The sequence below is a fragment of the Nocardia sp. FBN12 genome, assembly GCF_054031145.1.
In genome coordinates, this window is sequence record NZ_CM132926.1 from 1,036,820 (window position 1) to 1,050,441 (window position 13,622).

Below are 13,622 nucleotides of genomic sequence, written 5' to 3' on the forward strand. Positions count from 1 at the left end.
ACCGACCGAAACGAGGACGCGATGACCGACGATCACGGCTGGCAGGGTGACGAGCTCGACCTGGACGCCTATCTGGCCAGGATCGGCTACGACGGACCGCGCACCGCCTCGGTCGACACCCTGCGCGCACTGGTCAGGGCGCACACCACCACGATCCCCTTCGAGAATCTCGAGATCATCCTCGGACGTGGCATCCCGCTCGACCTGAATTCCCTGCAGGACAAGCTGGTCAGGCACCGTCGCGGTGGCTACTGCTACGAGAACGCCGCGATCTTCGCCGCCGCGCTCGAACGGCTCGGGTTCGGCGTCTCCGGACTCAGTGGCCGGGTCACCTACGGAGTGGCCGATACCGGTGTCCTGCGGCCCGCCACCCACGCCTTGCTGCGCGTGCACACCCCCGACGACGACCGCGTCTGGATCTGCGATGTCGGTTTCGGCTTCGGTCCGCTCGAGCCGTTCGAATTGGTCGACAGCGCAGGCGAATTCACGCTCGGTGACTGGCGCTACCGGCTCGAACACCGGGCTGACCAGTGGGTGCTGTTCCAGTTCGGCCGCGACGGCTGGCTCGACCGCTACACCTTCACCGAGAACCCGCAGTTCCGCATCGACTACACGGTCGGCAACCACTTCGTGTCGACCTCACCACGGTCGCCGTTCACCACCCGGCCCTTCCTCCAGCGGTTCCTGCCCGATGTCCACCACGTGCTCGACGACCTGACGTTGATCGCGGAATACCCGGACGGCACCTCGACTTCACGTGATCTGGACCCCACCGAGCTGACCAAGGTATTGGCCGAAATATTCGATATCGACCTCACCGAAACCGACGCCACCAGCATCGCGGCCACTCCCTGGCGAACCGGATAGCGCTGTCCCCACACGGCACGGCGGTTTGCTTCCTGGATGGCGCTACGGCAAATTGATGGTTACTTGCCGGGAAACAATTCCGTTGTGGGGGCCGATTCTGTGGGGTCGATGGTGCCGAACGTTCGTCTCGCGTTGCCGGTCGAAGCCGGTGCGGCGGTTCGTGGCACCGTCGAACGACGGCAGGATCTGGACGGGCTGCGCGGGATAGCCATCGCGCTCGTGGTGGCCTTCCACGTGTGGGCGGGCCGCGTATCCGGCGGTGTCGACATCTTTCTGGTGCTGTCGGGGTTCTTCTTCACCGGTGCCGTGGTGCGCGGGGTGGAGCGGCGCGGTGGCGTTTCCGTGGGGGAGACCGCGCGCCGGACCGCGCGCAGGTTGATGCCGTCGCTGGTGGTGGTGTTGGGGACGGTTCTGCTCGCGACGGTCGTGCTGCGGCCCTATACCCAGCTGGGGGAAGCCTCCGCGCAGACATTGGCCTCGATGTTCTACGGCCAGAACTGGTATCTGGCGACCGCCGAACTCGACTATCTCTCGCCCGATCCGTCGGTGAGCCCGTTGCAGCACCTGTGGTCGATGTCGGTGCAGGGGCAGTTCTACCTGGCGATCCTCGCGCTCCTGGCCGGGTGGGCGTGGTTGCGGCGACGCGGGTCGGCCGGGCGCCTCGCCCTGGTGCTCGTGCTGGCCGGGCTCGGGCTGCTGTCGTTCTGGTACGCGGCATCGGGCACCGCACAGCACCAGGCGTGGACCTACTACGACAGTGTCGCGCGCGGCTGGGAGTTGCTGGCCGGTGCGTTGCTGGCCGTGGCGGCACCCTGGTTGCGGATGCCGAACCGGCTGCGTGCACTCGCGGCCGCGCTCGGGCTGGCGATGGTGCTGTCGTGCGGGCCGCTGTTCGACGGGGCGAATCAGTTCCCCGGCGTCGCGGCGCTGTGGCCGGTGGCGGCCGCCTGCCTGGTGATCGCGTCGGGATTCGGTGGCACCGCGCGGGCGTGGCCGAATCGGCTGCTGGCAGGCCGGGTCTGTACCGAACTCGGCGCGTTCGCTTATCCGCTGTATCTGTGGCACTGGCCGATTCTCATCTTCTATCTCGGCGAGACCGGTCGGGCCGATGCCGGGGTCGTCGACGGGCTGGTGGTGATCGGCGCCTCGCTGATCCTGGCCTACGCGACAACCCGCCTGATCGAGACGCCGTTGCGGATGCCGCCTCGCGGCGAGCCGACCGAACGCCGCCGGGGGACCGGCGCCCTTGTCACCGCGCTGTCGGTCGCGGTGTTGATCGCCTCGGTGGGCTGGCAGGTCGTGCTCGTGGCGAACCCGGCCGTGCCACCGCGGGCACTGGACGCCCAGCGCTACCCGGGTGCCCAGGCACTGCTCTCCGGCGCCGAATACTCGCCGGAACCCATGCGTCCCACCGTCTTCGAAGGACAAGCCGACACCCCGTCGCCGACCACCGACGGCTGCATCACCCCCGACCGCGAGGTCCGCGTCTGTACCTACGGCGACCCCACCGCCGACCGTTCGATCGCGCTGGTCGGTGGCTCACACTCCGAGCACTGGTTGCCCGCGCTGGAGGTGCTCGGCGTCGAACACGGGTTCCGGGTGATCTCCTACCTCAAGGAGGGGTGCCCGGTCGTCCTCGCCGATGAGCCGTCCTACGCCGAGTGGCCGTTCCCCGAATGCCACGAGTGGTCCGTCGAGGTACTCGACCGGCTGTCCGCCGAACCGCCGAACTGGGTGCTGACGCTGTCCACGCGCTACCGCATGAACGGCCTCGGCGACGAGGTGCCCGCCGAATACCTCGAGGTGTGGACGGCCATGCAGGATCGCGGGTTCAATGTGCTCGCGCTGCGCGACACGCCACGGTTACGCCGCGACGGTGTCCTCTACCGGGCCACCGATTGCCTGGCCCACCGTGGCGACCCCGACAGCTGCGGGCTCGACCGCGCCGAGGTCCTCGACCCGCACGACCCCGCCGCGGAACCGGCGGCAGGCTACCCGAACATCCACCCGCTCGACCTGTCCGACGCGGTCTGCCGGCCGCAGCGCTGCCGCGTGGTCGAGGGCAATGTGCTCATCTATCGCGACGAACACCACCTGACCGCCAGCTACGCCCGCTCGCTCGCCCCCGAACTCGGCCGTCAGATCGGGGCGATCACCGGCTGGTGGTAGCGCGGGAGACTGCTCACCGCAGCCACAACAACCACACCGGCACCACAGATCCGGCTACTCTCGGACCGTGCGCACCCCACGGAAGGTCTCGGTCCTGTTCGTCGCGCTCGCTGCGTTTCCTGTTGCCTGCTCGTCCGGACCCGACCAGCCGCAGACCGTCGCAGAGTCCTTCGCCGCCGCGCTGACCAGCGGCGACGCCTCCGCCGCCGCGGCATTGACCGATGCGCCCGAGCAGGCCCGACCGGCCCTGACCGCGCTGTTCGACAACCTCGGCAAGAACGACACGGTCCGGGTGACATCGACCGACGGCAAGTCCTTCACGCTGGAATCCACCTGGAAATTCGGCCCCGAGGGCCGCAACGCGTGGACCTACTCGAGCGCCGGAACCACCACCGGCGAGGACGAGTGGAAGATCGCCTGGCAGCCGACCACGGTCGCGCCCGGCCTCGACCTCGGCCCGCTCAGCTACAGCCCGGTCGAGGCGAAGCCTGCCCGTGTACTCGACGCCACCGGCGGTGACCTGATGACCCAGCAGGTGGTGACGCTGGTGAACGTCGCGCCCGATGCCGACCTGGCCGCCACCGCGGCGCTGCTCGCGCCGCAGGGCGTCACCGAGGCCGGCTTGCAGGCGGATCTCGCTGCGGCGCAGGGCAAGCCGATCACCGCCGTCGCCCTGCGCGACGCCGACATCGCGCCGGTGCAGCAGTCGCTGACCGGGGTGCGCGGGGTGACGCTCGCGCCACAGACCCGGCTGCTCACCGTCGACAAGGCACTCGCCGGACCCACCATCGGCGGCCTGGCCGAGATCTGGCAGGAACAGGCCGACGCCGCGGCAGGCTGGGCGATCCGCGCGCAGACCGCCGAAGGCACCCGGCGCATCGCCGGGCCCGACGCTGAGCCCACCACAGACATCGCCAGCACGCTCGACATCGACCTGCAGCACGCCGCCGAGGACGCACTCACCCCGATCGCCACCCCGGCTGCCATCGTCGCGCTGCGCCCCTCGACGGGGGAGGTGCTGGCCGTGGCACAGAACGAGCCCGGCGACGCGCAGGGCCCGATCGCGCTGACCGGGCTCTACCCGCCGGGCTCCACCTTCAAGACCGTGACGGTCTCGGCGGCACTGCAAGCGGGCGGCCTGACCCCCGACACCGTGCTGCCCTGCCCGGGCCGCGCCACCATCGAGGGCCGCACGATTCCCAACGACAACGGCTTCGACCTGGGTATGGTGCCTCTGCACACCGCGTTCGCACGCTCGTGCAACACCACGATGGCCGAGTTGGGAGTGAAGTTGCCCGCCGACGGACTGACCGCGGCCGCCCAACAACTGGGTCTGGGTGTGGACTATGTGACACCCGGCTTGACGACTGTCACCGGGAAAGTTCCCTCCGCCGAAAACCCGGCGCAACGGGTCGAATCGAGCATCGGACAGGGCACGGTGACCGCGTCGCCGTTCGGCATGGCGCTCGTGGCGGCCTCCCTCGCGCACGGTTCCGCGCCGCCGCCGAGCATCATCCGTGGACGTCCCGGCGCCCCGGATCGGACGTCGCCCGCGGTGCCCGAAGCGGTGACGTCGCAGATAGAGACCATGATGGCGGAGACCGTGAGCGCCGGTACCGCCACCGCGCTGCGCGACATCCCCGGTCTGCTCGGCAAGACCGGTACCGCGGAGTATCTCGACGACACCCATGCCCACGGCTGGTTCGTCGGCATCGACGGTGATGTGGCGTTCGCGGTGTTCGTCGCGGACGCGGGCAGCTCCGGTCCGGCGGTCGAGGCAGCGGGACGGATGCTACGTGTGACACCATGAGTCGTCTTTCCCCCCGCAGGCGAGCAATCCCCCCGCTGCCGCACGCGGTCATCACCCAGCCAGCTACACTCGTCGGCGGACCATATCCATGGTCAATACGCGGGATGTCACAATTTCGAGAAGGTTCGGAGTAGGCGCCATCGATACCGGTCAGAAGATCGCGGAGCATTACCGCCTGGTCGAGCGTATTGGTAGCGGCGGCACAGGCGTTGTATGGCGTGCTGTCGACGAACGCCTCCAACGCTCCGTGGCAGTGAAGCAGATCCACATCAAACCCAGCTTGCCCGAGGGCGAGCGGGATGTGTTGCGCCAGCGCGCGATTCGGGAAGCCCGCAACGCGGCACGCTTCCAGCATCCCAATGCCATCGTGGTCTTCGACATCACCGAGCACAACGGTGATCCGTGCCTGGTGATGGAGTACCTCAAGTCGGTCAGCCTCGCCGGTGAGCTGGGCCAGAAGGGCCCGCTGCCGCTGCTCGAGGTCGCCCGGATCGGTGAGAAGGTCGCCTCCTCGCTGATCGCCGCCCATCAGGCCGGCTTGGTACACCGCGACGTGAAACCGGGCAATATCCTGCTCGGTGACCACGGTGAGGTGAAAATCACCGACTTCGGCATCTCCCGCGCGGCAGGTGACGTGACGCTCACCGAGACCGGGCTGATCTGCGGTACCGCCGCCTATCTGGCACCCGAGGTCGCCCGCGGCTCCGATCCGACCCCCGCGGCCGACGTATTCGCCCTCGGCGCAACGCTTTTCCACGCGCTGGAAGGCGAACCGCCCTACGGCGCCAACGCCAACCCCCTCGCGGTGCTCTACGCCGCCGCCAACGGACAGGTGCGCGAGCCCCACAACGCGGGCCCTGCCACCGATTTCCTGCTCGACCTGCTCAGCCCGGACCCCCTCGACCGCCCGACGATGACCGAGGCGCGCGACGCGCTGGCCTCGTTCGCCGAGGACGAGAACGCGGTGCCGGCCGGATTCGTGCCTGCCAGTGAGGCTTTCAATCGACGCAACTCCGCGGCGACCACCCAGGTGATCCGGCAGTCCGGGCGCCGGGCCTCGCATGCAGGCGCGTCCACCTCGACGACGCGACAGATCCGCTCGAACCCGCGTCCGCAGCCCCGTCAGGACACCGCCGCGCATCCGCGTACCCAGGCTCAGCCGATGCCCGCGCCGCGCAAGCAGGCGGGCAAGGGGCGTGCGGTGCTGATCGGTTCCGCGGTGGGTGCCGTGGTGGCGGCGGTCGCCGTCGCGTTCAGCGCGTTGAACAGCTCGGACTCGGAGTCGCCGCAGACGCAGGCCGGTCCGCAGACCTCCGCGCAGGCCTCGGCCGCGCCCAAGCCCAGCGCGACCGTTCCGCCGCTCGGGCAGGCGAGCAATGTCGGCACGGTCGACATCGGCTCGGCCGGTCAGCTGGTTGAGGCGTTCTTCAGCGACCCGGCCGGTTCGTGGTCACTGCTCACACCCGCCGCCCAGCAGGTCTACGGCGGCGAGTCCGCCTTCCGTGAGTACTGGAACGACCGCTCCATCCAGAACTTCGCCAGCATCACCGCCGTGAGCGGCAACAATGCCGACGGATCCACGAACATGCGCCTGGCCAGCATCACCATCAACGGCTCGACCAAGGCGATGGTCATGCGTGTGGTGAACTCGGGCGGCAATCTGCGCATCGACGGGGATACGCGCTAGTCGGAAGTCGGGCGAACTCGAGTGGTTCGCCCGACCACCGCGGCTCGGCACATGTGATGTGAGTCACTTCGTTATCGCGACCCTATCTGAATCCGGTATCAACTTCAATATTGATCGCCGCGCGGCTCCGGCCGAGGAATGAGATGGTCACCATGACGAAAACCCAGCAGGTGCGGCTCGCGCAGCGTCCGTCCGGACTTCCCGACGCCGACACCTGGACGGTGACGACCGAGGAGCTTCCCGCGCTGTCCGCCGGACAGATTCTGGTGAGAGTCGACTTCATTTCGCTGGACCCGGCGATGCGTGGCTGGCTCAATGACGTGCGCTCCTACGTGCCGCCGGTCGGGCTCGGCGACGTGATGCGCGCGCTGGATATCGCGACGGTGGTCGAATCGGCGCACCCGGACTTCGCGGTCGGCGACACGGTGAGCGGGACCTTCGGCGTCACCGAGTACGCGATCAGCGACGGCAAGGGCGTCGGGCGGGTCGACCTGAGCGTCGCGCCCGGACCCACCTGGCTCGGCGCGCTCGGAATGCCCGGCATGACAGCGTATTTCGGTCTGCTCGAGGTCGGGAAGCTGGCGCCCGGTGAGACCGTGGTGGTGTCGGCCGCGGCCGGCGCCGTCGGCGGCGTGGTCGGCCAGATCGCCAAGGCCAAGGGCGCGAACGTCATCGGGATCGCGGGCGGGCCGGAAAAGTGCCGATTGCTCACCGAGGAGCTCGGCTTCGACGCCGCCATCGACTACCGCGGTGACGACGTTCTGCGCCGGATCCGTGAGCTGGCGCCGAAGGGCATCGACATCTACTTCGACAATGTGGGTGGCGAGATTCTCGATGCCGCGCTCGCCAACCTCCGCCGCGGGGCCCGGGTGGTGCTGTGCGGGGCGATCTCGGCGTACAACGACGAGAAGCTGCAGCTGGGGCCGTCGCGCTATATGTCGCTGCTCGTATTCCGCGCCACCATGACCGGATTCGTGGTCTTCGACTACGCCGATCGCTACGGCGAGGCGGTCGCGCAGATCGGTCAGTGGCTGGCCGAGGGGACGCTGAAGAGCCGCGAACACGTCGTCGACGGCGGCGTGGCACAGTTCGGCGAAACCTTGAACCTGCTGTTCACCGGCGGCAACACCGGAAAACTGGTGCTCGCACTCTGACCGTCGCGACAGCGGGCGGAATCGGCGGGGCGCCGAATTCAGCTGGTGGATACGCTGTTTCGCCGACCGGACCCCTGATCCGGCGAATTGCCGGTGACCAGGGCCACCGCCAGCCCGGCGTTGAACGCGCCCAGTTCCTCCGGGGTGTCGGGGCCGCTGAGCCGATACCAGCGCACCGGGTCGATCGCGAGGGCGATGATGCCGCGCACCACCCTGGTGACATCGATGGGGGTGAAGGCGCCGCTGTCGATGCCGTGCGATACCAGGTTTCGGTACAGGGTGGTGGTGCGGCGGCGAATCACGCGAATCTCGGCGAGATGGTCGGCGGTGAGGTTCGCCATCTCGTATTGGGCTACTCGTGCGGCCACGTGGCAGCGGGCGTTGCTGATGACGTGTTCGGTCACCACGCTGCGTAGGTGCTCGACGGGGTCGCCGGGATCGGGAACCAGCAGGGCCTCATGGGCTTTGACATGGGCGACGCGGGTGATCTCGAACAGCATGTGCTCCTTGGCCGGGAAGTGCACATACATCGCGGCGGGGCTCAAGCCCGCCCCCGCGCTGATGTCGCGAGTGGTAGTGCCCTGGAAGCCTTTCGCGGCGAAGCATCGGGTCGCGGAGGTGAGCAGATTCCGGGCGACCTCGCTGTAGGTGTCCGGCCACAGTTCGGGTGAAAAGTCTTGTAGCCGTGGATCGTCAAACTGCCAGCCGTGGGATTCGTCCGGTTGCCGCGTGGCCATAGCCGCTCCGATCTGCGCTCGCCCGCCGGGTGGCCGCGACGCGGACCGCGCGCGGGAATCCGCACCGCTGTCCGAGTGCAGCCCTTGACTTTCCCACCTTAGCTAGCAACTATGCATTAAGTCACATCTGACTGAGCGCTTAGTAGCCTGGTCGAGGGACCGAAACGGTTGATACCGAGGCGGTCTGGTGCACAGTGGTAAGAGAGAATTGCTATGAGTCTTGCGGAACCGGGGATTCCTGACCCGCCGTCAGCAGTACTGGCCATGAACGGGATCTCGATATCGTTCGGCGGGCTGGTGGCGCTGTCGGATGTTTCGCTGGACATCGCGCCGCGGCAGGTGCTCGGCGTGATCGGCCCCAACGGCGCGGGGAAGACGACCCTGTTCAATGTCGCGTGCGGATTCGTCCGCCCTGACCACGGGTCGCTGTGGTGGCAGGGCGCCGAACTGACCGGGCTGCGGCCACATCAGCTGGCGGGGCTCGGCATCGCCCGAACCTTGCAGGGGCTCGGGCTGTTCGACCACATGAGCGTGCTCGACAATGTGATGATCGGCGCCGACCGGCACGCCGGTGCCGGATTCCTCGCGGGACTGTTCGCGCTCGGTTCGCGAGACGAACGGGCGCTGCGCGCGCGTGCCATGGATGTGCTGGCCGAGCTCGGTATCGCCGAGGTGGCGGGGCGAGTTCCGAGCAGCCTGCCCTATCCGGTCCGCAAACGCGTCGCGCTGGCGCGGGCGCTGGTCGCGCAGCCACGGCTGCTGCTGCTCGACGAACCGGCGAGCGGGCTGTCCAACGCGGAGATGGACGAACTCGGCGAACTCATCGGTCAACTCGCGCAACGGATGTCGATCATGCTCGTCGAACATCACATGGACCTGGTGATGAGCGTCTGCGACCGCATCGCGGTCCTGGATTTCGGCAAGCTCATCGCCTGTGGCACACCCGCCCAGGTGCGTGAGGACCCGGCGGTGATCACCGCCTATCTCGGTGAGGAAGTTCACCACTCGGCCGTTACCGGGGAACGGTGAATCCGATGCTCGAAATCCAGCATCTCAGTGTCGCTTACGGTCCGGTGCGCGCACTGCGCGACGTGACGGTCACGGTGCCGCGCGGCCAGGTCACGGCGGTGCTCGGCGCCAACGGGGCGGGCAAGTCCACACTCCTGCGGACGATCTCGGGCCTGGTCCGCGCCGAGCACGGGACCGTGCTGCTCGACGGCCACGACCTGACCCGCACCCCGGCCGAGAACATGTCCGCGCTCGGCCTGTCCCACGTGCCGGAAGGGCGCGGGGTGATCACGGAATTGACTGTGGCGGAGAACCTTCGGCTCGGTGCGCTCGGCCGGCGTGACAAGTCCCGGCCGGTCGACATCGACCGGGTGTTCACCTTGTTCCCGATGCTCGCGCAGCGCCGCGACCAGCTCGCAGGCGCCATCTCGGGTGGGCAGCGGCAGATGCTGGTGATCGGCCGTGCGCTGATGGCCGACCCCACCATGCTGCTGCTCGACGAACCGTCGCTGGGCCTGGCACCGCGCGTCGTCGCCGAGATCTTCGATCTCCTGCGCGGTCTGGTGGAAACCGAAGGGCTCACGATCCTGCTGGTGGAGCAGAACGCCCGCAGTGCCTTGTCCATCGCCGACCAGGGCGTCGTGCTCAATCTGGGGAAGGTCGTCGTCTGCGACGCCGCCGCGACCCTCGCCGGTGACGACCAACTCCGCCACGCGTATCTCGGCTTCTGAGAAGCACTTCCGGTTAGGACCTCTCGTGCAGCAATTGGTGAACACACTGCTCACCGGCATCAGTTCGGGCGCGATCTACGCGGCGTTCGCACTGGCTCTGGTACTCATCTGGCGATCCACCCGGATCGTGAATTTCGCGCAGGCGCCGATGGCGATGGTGACCGTCTATGTCGCGCTCGTGATCGTCGACGCCGGATACTCCTACTGGCTGGGGTTTTTCGCGGCGCTGGCGTGTGGCTTCCTGCTCGGTGCGGTGACCGAACGCGTGGTCATCCGGCCGGTGGAGGGGAAACCGGATATCAACGCGGTCATCGTCACGCTCGGCCTGTTCATCGTGATCCAGGCGATCGCGGCCATCGTCTTCGGCACCCGGTACCGATCCTTTCCCGCGCCGTTCGGCTTGCGCGGTTTCCAGATCGGCGAATTCAATCTGGCGCTCACCGGTTTCGGTGTGTTCACGATCGTGTCGGTGCTGATCGTGATGGTGCTGCTGGCGGCGTTGTTCCGGTTCACCGATGTCGGACTGAAGATGCGCGCCTCGGCGTTCAGCCCGGAGGTCGCCCGGCTGCTCGGAGTGAAGGTCAACCGGATGCTCACCTTGGGCTGGGCGCTGGCGGCACTGACTGGGACTCTGTCCGGACTTCTCATCGCGGGCGGGAATCTGGTGCATCCGGCGTTCATGGACTCGGTAGTGGTGTTCGGTTTCGTCGCCGCGGTGATCGGCGGGCTGGAGAGCCCGGTCGGCGCGGTGGTCGGCGGCTTGCTGCTGGGGTTGGGACTGAGCTTCGTCAGCGGCTACGTGGGTTCGGAACTGGTCCCGCTGGCCTCGCTGGTCATCTTGCTGGCGGTGCTGCTGGCGCGCCCCGGCGGTCTGTTCTCCCGGACCGCGACTCGGAAGGTCTGAATCATGTTGCGCACCTTGAAGACATCGGTGCTGCTGCGGCACCTGACGCTGGCGCTGCTCGGCCTTGTCGCGATCGTCGTCGTGGTGGAGTCGGTGAGCGACTACCGATCCGTGCAGCTGGCGTCCATGGCCTACCTGGCCATCGCCGCGGGCGGGCTGACGATGCTCACCGGCCTCAACGGGCAGTTGTCGCTGGGGCACGGCGCGTTCCTGGCGATCGGCGCCTACACCACCGCGGTCGTTCTCCAGAAGTTCTCGGACGCACCGATTCTCGTCGTCCTGCTGGTCGCGACCGTGGTGACGACGATGATCGGCGCGGTGGTCGGGGTGGCGGCGGCGCGCCTGCACGGCCCCTACGTCGCGGGGGCCACCTTGGCTTTGGCCATCGGTGTACCGGGGCTGGCCATCTACTTCGACGAATTCCTCGGCGGCGAACAGGGACTCAACGTGCGCGCCCCCGCTGTGCCGGACTGGCTCGGCGACCTGGCGTTCTTTCTGACCGGGAACGAGATGTCGGTGAGCAAGTACGTGGCCTACCTCGGCTGGTGCTGTCTCATCGTGGTGTTCGTGCTGTTGGCGAACCTGTCGGCGGGCCGGGTCGGACGGCGTTGGCGGGCGGTGCGCGACGATGAGATCGCCGCCTCGCTGGCCGGAATCAATCTGGGCCGAACCAGGATTCAGAGTTTCGTCGTCAGCACCGCGTGCGCGGGGCTGGCCGGCGCGATCATGGCGCTCTCGGTGCGGATCACCGCGCCGAGCGGGTTTCCGCTCACGCTCTCGCTGGTGCTGCTCAGCGCGATCGTGCTGGGCGGGCTCGGCAGCCTCGTCGGTGCGCTGGTCGGTGCGGCACTGCTCACCTATCTGCCGCCCGCCGTCACCGATCTGGGCTCGGGCATCGGGCTGAGCGACATCCAAGCAGCTGAGCTCACCCCGCTCATCTACGGGCTCACCACCATCGCGGTCATCCTGGCGGCTCCGTCGGGTCTCGTCGGCATTGCCGGCGCACTGCTGCGGCGGCGCTCGCGGCCTCGCGATGACCAAGCCCAGATCCGTAACGATCAACCCGGTTCGAAGGAGATTCGGCAGTGATGAAGACATGGATGAAACGGGTGGCCTCGGCCACCTGCGCCTGCGTGGCGGCAGCGTCGCTGGTGGCGTGCGGTGCGGGCGCGGAGCGAACCGGGGGCGGTGGTGGTGAGTCCAGCGTCGGCGTCACCGACACCAGCGTCAAGATCGGCGGTCATTTCCCGCTCACCGGCGTCGCGGCGCCCGGCTACAGCGAGATCCCCGTCGGCCATCAGGCCTACTACGACTACCTCAACAAGAAGGGCGGCGTGAACGGGCGAACGATCGAGTTCCTCGCGCGTGACGACGCCTACAACCCCACCAACACCAGCCGTGTCGTCAACGAACTGGTGCTCAAGGACCAGGTCTTCGCGATTGTCGGCGGGCTCGGCACCCCGACGCACAGCGCGGTGGTCGACTTCCTCAACAGCGAGAAGGTGCCCGATCTCTTCGTCTCCTCCGGGTCGCTGGCCTGGGGTGACGCGGTGCAGAAGAAGCCGTTCACCTTCGGTTGGCAGCCCGATTACGAGGTCGAAGGCAAGATCATCGGCGACTGGATCAAGAAGAACAAGCCGAACGCGAAGGTCGGCTTGTTCCTGCAGGCCGATGATCTCGGCGCCGATGGCGAGAAGGGCATCAACCAGTACATCAAGAACCAAGTCGTCCAGGCCGTTCGCTACACCCCCGGCAACACCGACATCGGCCCCCAGATCGCCGCGTTGCAGGCCGCCGGAGCGGACCTGGTGGTGGGCTTCAACGTCCCCTCGTACACGGCGTTGAGCCAGCTCGGCTCGCTCAAGCTCAACTACAAACCGTCCTGGTTCTACAGCAATGTGGGCTCCGACCCGGCGCTGGTCGGTTCGCTGCTCGCCCGGTTCTCCGAAGGCGCGGTCGGCAACGGTGGCGGCATGCTCGACGGTGTGATGACCACCTCCTACGTGGCCGATCCCGAGAGCGTGGGCGATCCGTGGACGGATCTGTGGCGCACGGTGTGGCAGGAGAGTGGCCAGCAGGGCGAGCTCACCGGCTACCACGTCTACGGCATGGCACAGGCCTACACCTTCGTGCAGGCCTTGCAGGCGGCCGGACCCGAACCGACCCGCGAGGGCATTGTGGCGGCGATCGAGAAGGTCGGTGCCGAATTCGACGGGCCGGGGCTGGCACCGTTGCGGTTCTCGAAGGACAACCACCTGGGGATGTCGGGTGTGCGCGTCGCCGAGATCAAGAACGGCGCGCTTACCTCGGTCACGCCGGTCCTGGTGACCGGTGGCGGTGACACCCCGATCACCCAGGACAACTCCGGCGCGGACCAGGACAAACCGACCGCGAACGGGATCCCGGACGTGCCCGCGGCGAAGTAGCAGGCACGCGCGGCGGGCTCGGTGATCGTGACCGGGCCCGCTGCCTGTTCGCCGCGGCCGGTCGAGGCGGCGCGGCTGGGGAGGATGTGCTGGAAAAGCGATGGCGGGCGACCATTAGGCTGGTAGCTG

11 protein-coding genes are annotated in these 13,622 nt (G+C 67.9%); 10 read left to right on the forward strand and 1 reads right to left on the reverse strand.

Annotated features, from left to right (window positions below):
• Positions 1-21 precede the first annotated feature (21 nt).
• The 5 genes from ACWZHB_RS05175 to ACWZHB_RS05195 all read left to right on the forward strand — a co-directional run bounded on the left by ACWZHB_RS05175 (position 22) and on the right by ACWZHB_RS05195 (position 7,687).
• Positions 22-867 carry an arylamine N-acetyltransferase family protein gene (locus ACWZHB_RS05175; RefSeq protein WP_427906777.1) on the forward strand — a complete coding sequence of 282 codons (846 nt, stop codon included), beginning with the start codon at positions 22-24 and terminating at the stop codon, positions 865-867.
• 108 nt (positions 868-975) lie between these two features.
• Positions 976-3,036 carry an acyltransferase family protein gene (locus ACWZHB_RS05180; protein ID WP_427906778.1) on the forward strand — a complete coding sequence of 687 codons (2,061 nt, stop codon included), beginning with the start codon at positions 976-978 and terminating at the stop codon, positions 3,034-3,036.
• A 67-nt stretch (positions 3,037-3,103) separates the two neighbouring features.
• The gene (locus ACWZHB_RS05185) at positions 3,104-4,846 is read left to right on the forward strand and encodes a penicillin-binding transpeptidase domain-containing protein (protein WP_427906779.1); all 1,743 of its coding nucleotides are present in this window, start codon (positions 3,104-3,106) and stop codon (positions 4,844-4,846) included.
• An 88-nt stretch (positions 4,847-4,934) separates the two neighbouring features.
• Positions 4,935-6,533 carry a serine/threonine-protein kinase gene (locus ACWZHB_RS05190; protein WP_427906780.1) on the forward strand — a complete coding sequence of 533 codons (1,599 nt, stop codon included), beginning with the start codon at positions 4,935-4,937 and terminating at the stop codon, positions 6,531-6,533.
• A gap of 143 nt (positions 6,534-6,676) precedes the next feature.
• A complete protein-coding gene (locus ACWZHB_RS05195) occupies positions 6,677-7,687 on the forward strand; it encodes an NADP-dependent oxidoreductase (RefSeq protein WP_427906781.1) in 1,011 nt (336 codons plus the stop codon).
• A 38-nt stretch (positions 7,688-7,725) separates the two neighbouring features.
• On the opposite strand, the gene ACWZHB_RS05200 is transcribed toward ACWZHB_RS05195, so the two are convergent.
• Positions 7,726-8,424 carry a TetR/AcrR family transcriptional regulator gene (locus ACWZHB_RS05200; protein WP_427906782.1) on the reverse strand — a complete coding sequence of 233 codons (699 nt, stop codon included), beginning with the start codon at positions 8,422-8,424 and terminating at the stop codon, positions 7,726-7,728.
• Positions 8,425-8,637: 213 nt separating this feature from the next.
• On the opposite strand from ACWZHB_RS05200, the gene ACWZHB_RS05205 reads away from it, so the two are divergent.
• From ACWZHB_RS05205 to ACWZHB_RS05225, 5 genes are read left to right on the forward strand one after another with little or no spacing between them, the layout of a single operon-like run.
• On the forward strand, positions 8,638-9,453 hold the full coding sequence (locus tag ACWZHB_RS05205; RefSeq protein ID WP_427906783.1) for an ABC transporter ATP-binding protein: 816 nt from the start codon (positions 8,638-8,640) through the stop codon (positions 9,451-9,453).
• Positions 9,454-9,458: 5 nt separating this feature from the next.
• On the forward strand, positions 9,459-10,163 hold the full coding sequence (locus ACWZHB_RS05210; RefSeq protein WP_427906784.1) for an ABC transporter ATP-binding protein: 705 nt from the start codon (positions 9,459-9,461) through the stop codon (positions 10,161-10,163).
• A 25-nt stretch (positions 10,164-10,188) separates the two neighbouring features.
• Complete coding sequence (locus ACWZHB_RS05215; RefSeq protein ID WP_427906785.1) at positions 10,189-11,067, forward strand: branched-chain amino acid ABC transporter permease; 879 nt, start codon at positions 10,189-10,191, stop codon at positions 11,065-11,067.
• A gap of 3 nt (positions 11,068-11,070) precedes the next feature.
• The gene (locus ACWZHB_RS05220; RefSeq protein ID WP_427906786.1) at positions 11,071-12,156 is read left to right on the forward strand and encodes a branched-chain amino acid ABC transporter permease; all 1,086 of its coding nucleotides are present in this window, start codon (positions 11,071-11,073) and stop codon (positions 12,154-12,156) included.
• A complete protein-coding gene (locus ACWZHB_RS05225; protein ID WP_427906787.1) occupies positions 12,156-13,493 on the forward strand; it encodes an ABC transporter substrate-binding protein in 1,338 nt (445 codons plus the stop codon). Before ACWZHB_RS05220 ends, ACWZHB_RS05225 begins: the two co-directional genes overlap by 1 nt.
• Positions 13,494-13,622: the final 129 nt, after the last annotated feature.

What these genes read in the sequence shown, in the direction of transcription:
- ACWZHB_RS05210 (WP_427906784.1), top strand. Translation starts at nt 9,459, where the DNA reads ATGCTCGAAATCCAGCATCTCAGTGTCGCTTACGGTCCGGTGCGCGCA.
- ACWZHB_RS05220 (WP_427906786.1), top strand. Translation starts at nt 11,071, where the DNA reads ATGTTGCGCACCTTGAAGACATCGGTGCTGCTGCGGCACCTGACGCTG.
- ACWZHB_RS05180 (WP_427906778.1), top strand. Translation starts at nt 976, where the DNA reads ATGGTGCCGAACGTTCGTCTCGCGTTGCCGGTCGAAGCCGGTGCGGCG.
- ACWZHB_RS05190 (WP_427906780.1), top strand. Translation starts at nt 4,935, where the DNA reads ATGGTCAATACGCGGGATGTCACAATTTCGAGAAGGTTCGGAGTAGGC.
- ACWZHB_RS05205 (WP_427906783.1), top strand. Translation starts at nt 8,638, where the DNA reads ATGAGTCTTGCGGAACCGGGGATTCCTGACCCGCCGTCAGCAGTACTG.
- ACWZHB_RS05200 (WP_427906782.1), bottom strand. Translation starts at nt 8,424, where the DNA reads ATGGCCACGCGGCAACCGGACGAATCCCACGGCTGGCAGTTTGACGAT.
- ACWZHB_RS05225 (WP_427906787.1), top strand. Translation starts at nt 12,156, where the DNA reads ATGAAGACATGGATGAAACGGGTGGCCTCGGCCACCTGCGCCTGCGTG.
- ACWZHB_RS05195 (WP_427906781.1), top strand. Translation starts at nt 6,677, where the DNA reads ATGGTCACCATGACGAAAACCCAGCAGGTGCGGCTCGCGCAGCGTCCG.
- ACWZHB_RS05175 (WP_427906777.1), top strand. Translation starts at nt 22, where the DNA reads ATGACCGACGATCACGGCTGGCAGGGTGACGAGCTCGACCTGGACGCC.